At 63.4% G+C, this 7,518-nt stretch carries 7 protein-coding genes; 5 read left to right on the top strand and 2 right to left on the bottom strand.

What is annotated here, in order from left to right; translation table 11 throughout:
• On the bottom strand, positions 1 to 581 hold a 581-nt coding region (gene pxpB / locus FFS45_RS41005; protein ID WP_137960277.1), incomplete at its 3' end, for a 5-oxoprolinase subunit PxpB.
• Between the two features lie 220 nt (positions 582 to 801).
• Here pxpB and FFS45_RS41010 point away from each other — a divergent pair.
• The gene (locus FFS45_RS41010; RefSeq protein WP_090681521.1) at positions 802 to 1,314 is read left to right on the top strand and encodes a winged helix DNA-binding protein; all 513 of its coding nucleotides are present in this window, start codon (positions 802 to 804) and stop codon (positions 1,312 to 1,314) included.
• A gap of 51 nt (positions 1,315 to 1,365) precedes the next feature.
• Here the strand turns inward: FFS45_RS41010 and FFS45_RS41015 are convergent, their stop codons facing one another.
• Positions 1,366 to 1,962 (bottom strand): 5-formyltetrahydrofolate cyclo-ligase, encoded by a 597-nt coding sequence (locus tag FFS45_RS41015; protein ID WP_249363133.1) that lies wholly within the window; start codon positions 1,960 to 1,962, stop codon positions 1,366 to 1,368.
• 20 nt (positions 1,963 to 1,982) lie between these two features.
• On the opposite strand from FFS45_RS41015, the gene FFS45_RS41020 reads away from it, so the two are divergent.
• The 4 genes from FFS45_RS41020 (at position 1,983) to FFS45_RS41035 (ending at position 6,887) form a co-directional block, all read left to right on the top strand.
• The gene (locus tag FFS45_RS41020; protein WP_137960278.1) at positions 1,983 to 3,953 is read left to right on the top strand and encodes a lytic transglycosylase domain-containing protein; all 1,971 of its coding nucleotides are present in this window, start codon (positions 1,983 to 1,985) and stop codon (positions 3,951 to 3,953) included.
• Positions 3,954 to 4,027: 74 nt separating this feature from the next.
• Positions 4,028 to 4,981: a complex I NDUFA9 subunit family protein gene (locus tag FFS45_RS41025; RefSeq protein ID WP_137960279.1), complete on the top strand. Its 954-nt coding sequence runs from the start codon at positions 4,028 to 4,030 to the stop codon at positions 4,979 to 4,981.
• Positions 4,982 to 5,007: 26 nt separating this feature from the next.
• The gene (locus tag FFS45_RS41030; RefSeq protein WP_137960280.1) at positions 5,008 to 5,655 is read left to right on the top strand and encodes a glutathione S-transferase family protein; all 648 of its coding nucleotides are present in this window, start codon (positions 5,008 to 5,010) and stop codon (positions 5,653 to 5,655) included.
• The gene (locus tag FFS45_RS41035) at positions 5,652 to 6,887 is read left to right on the top strand and encodes a multifunctional CCA addition/repair protein (RefSeq protein ID WP_137960283.1); all 1,236 of its coding nucleotides are present in this window, start codon (positions 5,652 to 5,654) and stop codon (positions 6,885 to 6,887) included. The genes FFS45_RS41030 and FFS45_RS41035 overlap by 4 nt, the downstream gene beginning before the upstream one ends.
• Positions 6,888 to 7,518 lie beyond the last annotated feature (631 nt).

Genomic DNA, 7,518 nt, shown 5'->3' on the forward strand with positions numbered 1-7,518 from the left:
GGATCGAACAAGGGCGCGGCGGTGCGGCCGATCAGTTGCCAGCCGCCCGGCGAGGTGGCCGGATAGACGCCGGTCTGCTCGCCGCCGATACCCACCGATCCGGCCGGCACTTCAAGCCGCGGCGACGCGCGGCGCGGCGTGTGCAGGGCTTCTTCGAGGCCGCCCATATAGGCGAAGCCGGGCTGGAAGCCGAGGAAAAACACCACGTATTCTCCGGCCGTGTGCCGCTGCACCACCTCTTCGGCCGACAGACCGGTGTGGCTCGCCACGACCTGGAGGTCCGGGCCGAACTCGCCGCCGTATTGCACCGGGATCTCGACCTCGCGGCCGGCAGCCGGCGCGTCGCCGCCGGCCTCCCACGCTGCCTGCAACTGGCTGGCGAGCGCGGCGCTATCCGCTTCCAGCGGATCGAACACAATGGTCAGGTTGTTCATGCCGGGCACCACCTCGAGCACGTGCGGCCAGTCGCTCGCCGCGGCGGCAGCGGCCCAGACGCGCCGCTGGCAGGCGAGCGTGGCCGGTGCGGGTGCCTCGCAGACGAGTGCGGCATCGCCGAACTGAAAGATTCGTGGTTGGGTCATTGCTGCTTCATTCGGGTCGGAAAACCTGTAAAGGTGCAAACCTGCGCTATGCACCGCTCATGACTGGTTATCTGCGCCAGGAACGTTACCTGAGATGCATAGAGTACATTCTCAATAAAATATCGACAATTTATCAATAAGAGTTTTTTCCAGGCATCCATTTCGGGGCGCTCGGCGTACACTGCGCTCTCAAGAAATTCCTGTACTGAGAACACCCGTCATGTCGCGCCAACCCACCAAAATCGTCTCGTCGGAACATCTCGTGTCTGAATCGAGCGCGGAGCTGTCCGAGCTGGAGTACGGGCTCATCATGGCGAGCAACGCGTTCAATCGCTGGATGGTGCGATGCATGTCGGCGGCGGGCGAAAAGGACATGACCGCCATCGAAGTGTCGTTGCTGCATCACGTCAGCCACCGCGAGCGCCGCAAGAAGCTTGCCGATATCTGCTTCGTTCTCAACATCGAGGACACGCACGTTGCCACCTACGCGTTGAAGAAGCTGGTAGCTAGAGGGTATGTAAAAAGCGAAAAGACCGGCAAGGAAGTGTTCTTTTCCGCCACCGAGGCTGGGCGCAACCTGTGCCTCAAGTACCGCGAGGTGCGCGAAAGCTGCCTGATCGCCACGCTCAGGGAGAGCGGTCTGACGAATGAGCAGATCGGCGAGGCCGCGCAGTTGATGCGCAACGCCTCCGGGCTCTACGACACGGCGGCGCGGGCAGCGGCGTCGTTGTGATGACTGACCCGCTGGCTCCGCTGGCCTGGTTGGCAGTGCCAGTGGTGCTGCCTATGCCGGCAGGGGGTAGCAGCCGGCTTCGGTGACGATCAGGTCGAGCGGGATGTCGTGGGCTTCGCGGTGCAGCGCGTCGATGCGGCAGGCTTCGTAGGCCACACCGACCGTGACCGGCCGCGTTGCGCCGGGCCATGCCGCCAGCGTGCGGTCGTAATAGCCGCCGCCGTAGCCGAGCCGGTAGCCGTCGGCGTCGAAGCCGACACACGGCACGAACAGCAGGTCGGGCGTGACGACAATCTGCGTGGCGGGTTCGGGAATCCGGTGGTGGCCGGTTTTCATCGGCGTGTCCGGTGTCCACGCATGGAATTGCAGCGCCTCGCCGCGGTTCGTGACCACCGGCAGGCTGGCTTGCCGATGCGCATCCTGCGCGAGCCAGATGGCGATTGACGCACGCGCGTCGAACTCGCCCGGCAGCGGCCAGTAAAACCCCACGCAAGCAGGTTCATGAAATTTCAATGTATCGAGCAGGCGGCGGCTTAGCGCCTCCTCGGCAGCGGGCTCGAGAGCCGCATGCAGGCGTGTTTTCAGCAGTGTTTTCCGGAGCGCGTTTTTCGATTCCGCAAGGGGGTTGCGTGCTATGCTTGGGTTCAATTTGCGCTCCAGAAACAACGATGTCAAAAAGCCTTTTTCGAGTATATCGCGCGGTCGGTCTTGCCCTTGCCGCTGCGGCGCTCGTGGCGTGCAGCACGGCCTCTGCCGGCAAGCCTGTCCCGCTTTCGCAACTCTCCAATGACGACCAGATTTTCGTGCAGCTGCGCGAAGCGGCGCGCAATAACGATGCTGCGCGAGCCGCTCAACTGGCGGCGATGATTCCGGACTATCCGGCGCCGTCCTATCTGGAGTACTTCCAGCTCAAGCCGCAGTTGTTCGATTCGAGCGGGCATCCGCGCGTCGATGCGCCGGATGCGCCGGTGCTGTCGTTCCTGCAGAAGTACGACGGCCAGGCGATCGCCGACCGGCTGCGCAACGACTACCTGGTGGTGCTCGGCGCACGTCACGACTGGAATAACTTCGACCAGCAATATGCGCGCTTCGTGCTGAACGACGACACGCAGGTCAAGTGCTACGCGCTGGAATCGCGTGCGGCGCACGGTGAGAACGTGGCGAACGACGCCCGTGCCTTGCTGACCGATCCGAAATGGTATGGCGACGGCTGCGTCGACCTGATCACGGCGCTTGCCATCAATCAGCAGTTCAGCACAGACGACGTCTGGCAGCAGATCCGCCTCGCTTACGAGCAGAACTACACCAGCGCCGGCAGCAAGCTGGTCGACGCGCTCGGCAACCAGCGTCCCGACCCGGTGCTGTTCGATCAGGCGGCGAGCACGCCGCCGTTGCTGCTGGCGCGCGGCGTCGGGCCCGATGCGCAGTCGCATCAACTGGCCCTGCTGGCGATTACGCGCATGGCGCGCAACGACCCGGCCATGGCCGCGGCCACCTTTGCTTCTGTTGCGCCGTCGCTGAGCTCGCCGGAACGCGCGATCGGCTGGGGCACGATTGCCTATCAGGCGGCCACCAAGCAGATGGGGACCGCCGTGGACTGGTACCGGCTGTCGGCGAATGCGCCGTTGCTGTCCAATCCGGCTTACGAATGGCGCACGCGTAGCGCGCTGCTGGCCGGCGACTGGACGATGGTGCGCTGGTCGATCGAGCAGATGCCGGCCTCGTTGCGCAGCCAGCCGTCCTGGGTCTACTGGCACGCTCGCGCGCTGAAGCAGGCGGGCGATACCGCCGAGGCCAACCAGGAATTCGAATCGATTTCTTCGGGCTTCAACTTCTACGGGCAACTCGCCCTGGAGGAACTGGGCCAGAAGATCACGGTGCCGCCGAAGACCACGGTGACGGACGCCGAGGTCCAGCAGGCGGCCAACACACCGGGCTTCGCGCTCGCCCAGCGCTTCTACCAGCTCAACCTGCGGCTCGAAGGCAACCGCGAGTGGAACTGGCCGCTGCGCACCATGAGCGACCGCCAGTTGCTGGCCGTCGCCGAGTACGCGCGCCGCATCGAACTGTATGACCGCACGGTCAACACGGCAGATCGCACCAAGGCCGAACACGATTTCTCGCTGCGTTACCTGTCGCCGTTCCGCGATATCGTGGAGCGCGACGCGCAGTCGAACGGTCTCGATGTCGAGTGGGCGTATGGGCTGATCCGCCAGGAGTCGCGCTTCATCATGAACGCGCGTTCGGATGTAGGCGCGAGCGGCCTGATGCAGTTGATGCCGGGCACGGCGCAACTGGTGGCGAAGAAAATCGGCCTGGGCCCGATCTCGCGTGAGCAGATGAACGACATCAATACCAACATCCTGCTCGGCACCAACTATCTTTCGATGATCTACAATCAGTTCGACGGGTCCGCTGTGCTCGCCACCGCCGGCTACAACGCCGGACCGGGCCGTCCGAAGGCCTGGCGCGAAGGGTTGGCACGTCCGGTGGAAGGAGCGATCTTCGCGGAGACGATTCCGTTCAACGAGACCCGCGACTACGTCAAGAATGTGCTGTCCAATACGGTCTACTACGCGGCACTGTTCGAAGGCCGTCCGCAATCGCTGAAGGCGCGCCTCGGTTATATCGCGCCGTAAGCGTCGTGCCGCCGCGTGCCTCGCGGCGGCGCCTCACTCCAGCCGTTGCCGCGGCTTCCACCAGGGAGTCGGAAATGCGACATCAAGCCATTGCGATCATCGGCGGCTCCGGTTTTATCGGCAGCCATCTCGTCAACGCGCTCGTCGAGCTCGGCAAAGACGTCCGCATTGCCACCCGCCGCCGCTACAACGCGCGCCACCTTACTTTGCTGCCTATCGACGTGATCGAAACCGATGTGTTCGATCCGGTTCAGCTCGCGCGCTTCGTCGAGAATGCCGACGCGGTGATCAACCTGGTCGGCATTCTGCATGACGGGCGCGGCTCGCCATACGGTCCTGGGTTCGCCAAGGCGCACGTCGAGTTGCCGACGAAAATCGTTGCGGCCTGCGAAGGCAAGGGCGTGCACCGGTTGATTCATATCAGCGCGATCGGTGCGGACCCGAAGGGGCCGAGCATGTATTTGCGCTCCAAGGGCGACGGCGAAAAGGCCGTGCACGCATCGACGCTGGCGACGACGATTTTCCGGCCTTCAATCCTGTTCGGCCCCGAGGACAGGTTTCTCAACCAGTTCGCGTTCTTGCCGCGCGTATTCCCGATGATTCCGCTGGCCTGTCCGGACGTGCAGTTCCAGCCGGTGTACGTGGCCGATGTCGCGAAGGCGATCGTCAACGTGCTCGATCTCGATGCCGCGAACGGCCGCACCTACGAACTGGGCGGCCCGACGGTCTATACGCTCGAACAACTGGTGAAGTATTGCGGTGAAGTGATCGGCCGCCATGCGCGGATCATCCGGTTGCCAGATGCACTGGCGCGGTTACAGGCACTGACCTTCGAGATGGCGCCGGGCGAGCCGGTGATTTCGCGCGACAATCTCGATTCGATGAAGGTGCCAAGCGTGTTGAGCGGGCCGCTCGCGCCGGAACTGGGTGTCGAGCCCGCGAGCATCGAAACGATTGCCCCTGTGTATCTGACCGGCGCGTCGCTGCGCTCGCGCTTCAACACGTTCCGCGCCAGCGCGGGGCGTTAAACCTGTCCTTTCTCTTTGACTGAAGCATGAAACTTCTGATCGGTGACAAGAACTATTCTTCGTGGTCGATGCGGCCGTGGGTGTTGTTGAAGCACTTCGGCATTCCGTTCGAGGAAGTGTGTGTCGAACTGGGCGAACCCGGCTCGAAGGCCGCGATCCTCGCGCATTCGCCGTCGGGCAAGGTGCCCTACCTCGCTGCCGGCGACGGACTCTCGGTGTGGGATTCGCTGGCGATTGCCGAGACGTTGGCCGAACGTTTTCCGCAGCACGCTTTGTGGCCACGCGATGCGGTGGCACGTGGCGTGGCGCGCAGCATTAGCGCCGAAATGCATTCGGGCTTTGGCGAGCTGCGCACGAACATGTGGATGAACATCCGCGCATCGTTTCCAGGCCAGGGCGCTACACCGGGCACGCTGGCCGATATCGCGCGCATCGAGGAGATCTGGAGCGGCTGTCTCGCGCAATATGGCGGGCCGTTCCTGTTCGGCGAGTTCAGTATCGCGGACGCGATGTATGCGCCGGTGGTGATGCGCTTCAACACCTGGAAACCGGCGTTGTCCGACACGGCGGCGGCCTACGCGCGGCGCGTGACGGAATTGCCGGCTGTGCGCGCGTGGATTGAGGATGCGCAGCGCGAGCCGCATGTGATCCCTGCATACGATACGTGCGCATGAATATCTACGCAGTAGGCGGAGCGATTCGCGACGAGTTGCTGGGCGTGCCGGTTCAGGACCGCGACTACGTGGTGGTGGGCGCGACGCCTGAGCAGATGGTGGCACAAGGCTACCGGCCGGTCGGCAAAGATTTTCCGGTGTTTCTGCATCCGCAGACGCACGAGGAGTATGCGCTTGCGCGCACCGAGCGCAAGACGGCGGCCGGCTACCACGGCTTCCAGTTCTTCTATGCCCCGGACGTGACGCTCGAGGAAGATCTCGCGCGGCGCGACCTGACGATCAACGCGATGGCGCGCGAACTTCGGCCGGATGGCGCACTGACTGGCCCGGTGGTCGACCCGTTCAACGGCCAGGCTGATCTGCAGGCACGGGTCTTCCGTCATGTGAGCGATGCGTTCCTGGAAGACCCCGTGCGCATCCTGCGGGTAGCCCGGTTTGCGGCGCGTTTCACCGACTTCACGGTCGCACCGGAAACGATGGACCTGATGCGCAAGATGGTGACTGCGGGCGAGGTGGACGCACTGGTTGCGGAGCGGGTGTGGCAGGAGGTGTCACGCGGCTTGATGGAGCGACGCCCCTCGCGGATGTTTGCGGTGCTGCGCGAATGCGGGGCGCTAGCGCGGATTTTGCCGGAGATCGATGCGATGTTCGGCGTGCCGCAGCGGGCGGATTACCATCCCGAGGTGGATACGGGGGTGCACGTGATGATGGTGGTGGATCACGCGGCGGCGCAGGGTTATGCGCTGGCGGTGCGGTTTGCCGCGCTCACGCATGATCTAGGGAAGGCGACGACGCCGGAGGATGTGTTGCCGCGGCATATCGGGCATGAAGGGCGGAGTGTGGATTTGCTCAAGCCTTTATGTGAGAGGCTGCGGGTGCCGAATGAGTGCCGGGATCTGGCGCTTCTGGTTGCGCGGGAGCATGGGAATATTCATCGCGTGATGAAGACAGGGGCCGCGGGGGTTGTGCGGCTGCTGGAGCGGTGTGATGCGATTCGGAAACCTGGGCGGTTTGCTGAGGCTTTGCAGGCTTGCGAAGCTGATGCCCGCGGGCGGCTTGGGTTTGAGGCGAGGGAGTATCCTCAGGCTGAGCGGCTTCGGGTGGCGCTCGTCGCTGCGCGGGCTGTTGATGCTGGGGCTATTGCTAAAGGGTTTGTTGGCAAGCCTGAGCTTATTAAGGATGCTGTGCAGAGGGAAAGGGTTCGGGTGGTGGGGGTTGCTCTAGCTGGGTGAGTGGTTTTTTTTGCCTGCGCGGCGCTTTGGGTGGTGTTCTTGCGGTGTTGGCCTTTCCTTGTTGTCTTAGTGGTCTATTAGCGTTGCCCCTGTGCGGGGCGGCACCTACTTTTCTTTGCCGCCGCAAAGAAAAGTAGGCAAAAGAAAGCGGGCTGCAACCGCCAGCCGGTAGTGAGCCATCCCGGTCTGCTACCGGGAACGGCCCAAGACAAGACCCGTCCTCGCGTTCTCCCCGTTAGTGACACAGCGCTCATCCGCTCCAGCGTCGCGCTACGCGCCCCGCCGAAGGGTATGGCCCATTCGGCAAATTATGTAGGCATTCTAACTATCTTTCCCCCGCCTTCCAACAGCCCGGTACCGCCTGTACGCCGAATGCCCGTAGCGCGCTACCTTGGTGTGCTCTTCACTAAGCGTCCTCGCGCCCCGCTATTGCAGGCACACCCATTGCCACACACCCTGGCGGCCCCGCTTTCCCGAGCATCCCCCTCCGCGACGCACGAAGTGCGGAGTGGGATGGATGTAGTGGCCTAATGAACCTGGACACCTCAAAAGGTAGACTTATAGCCAGACAGAGAGGTGTCAGATGGGAAGACGGGAATTCTCGGAGCAGTTCAAGGAAGATGCGGTCGAT

This window comes from Burkholderia sp. 4M9327F10 (assembly GCF_005503145.1).
GTDB lineage: Bacteria > Pseudomonadota > Gammaproteobacteria > Burkholderiales > Burkholderiaceae > Paraburkholderia.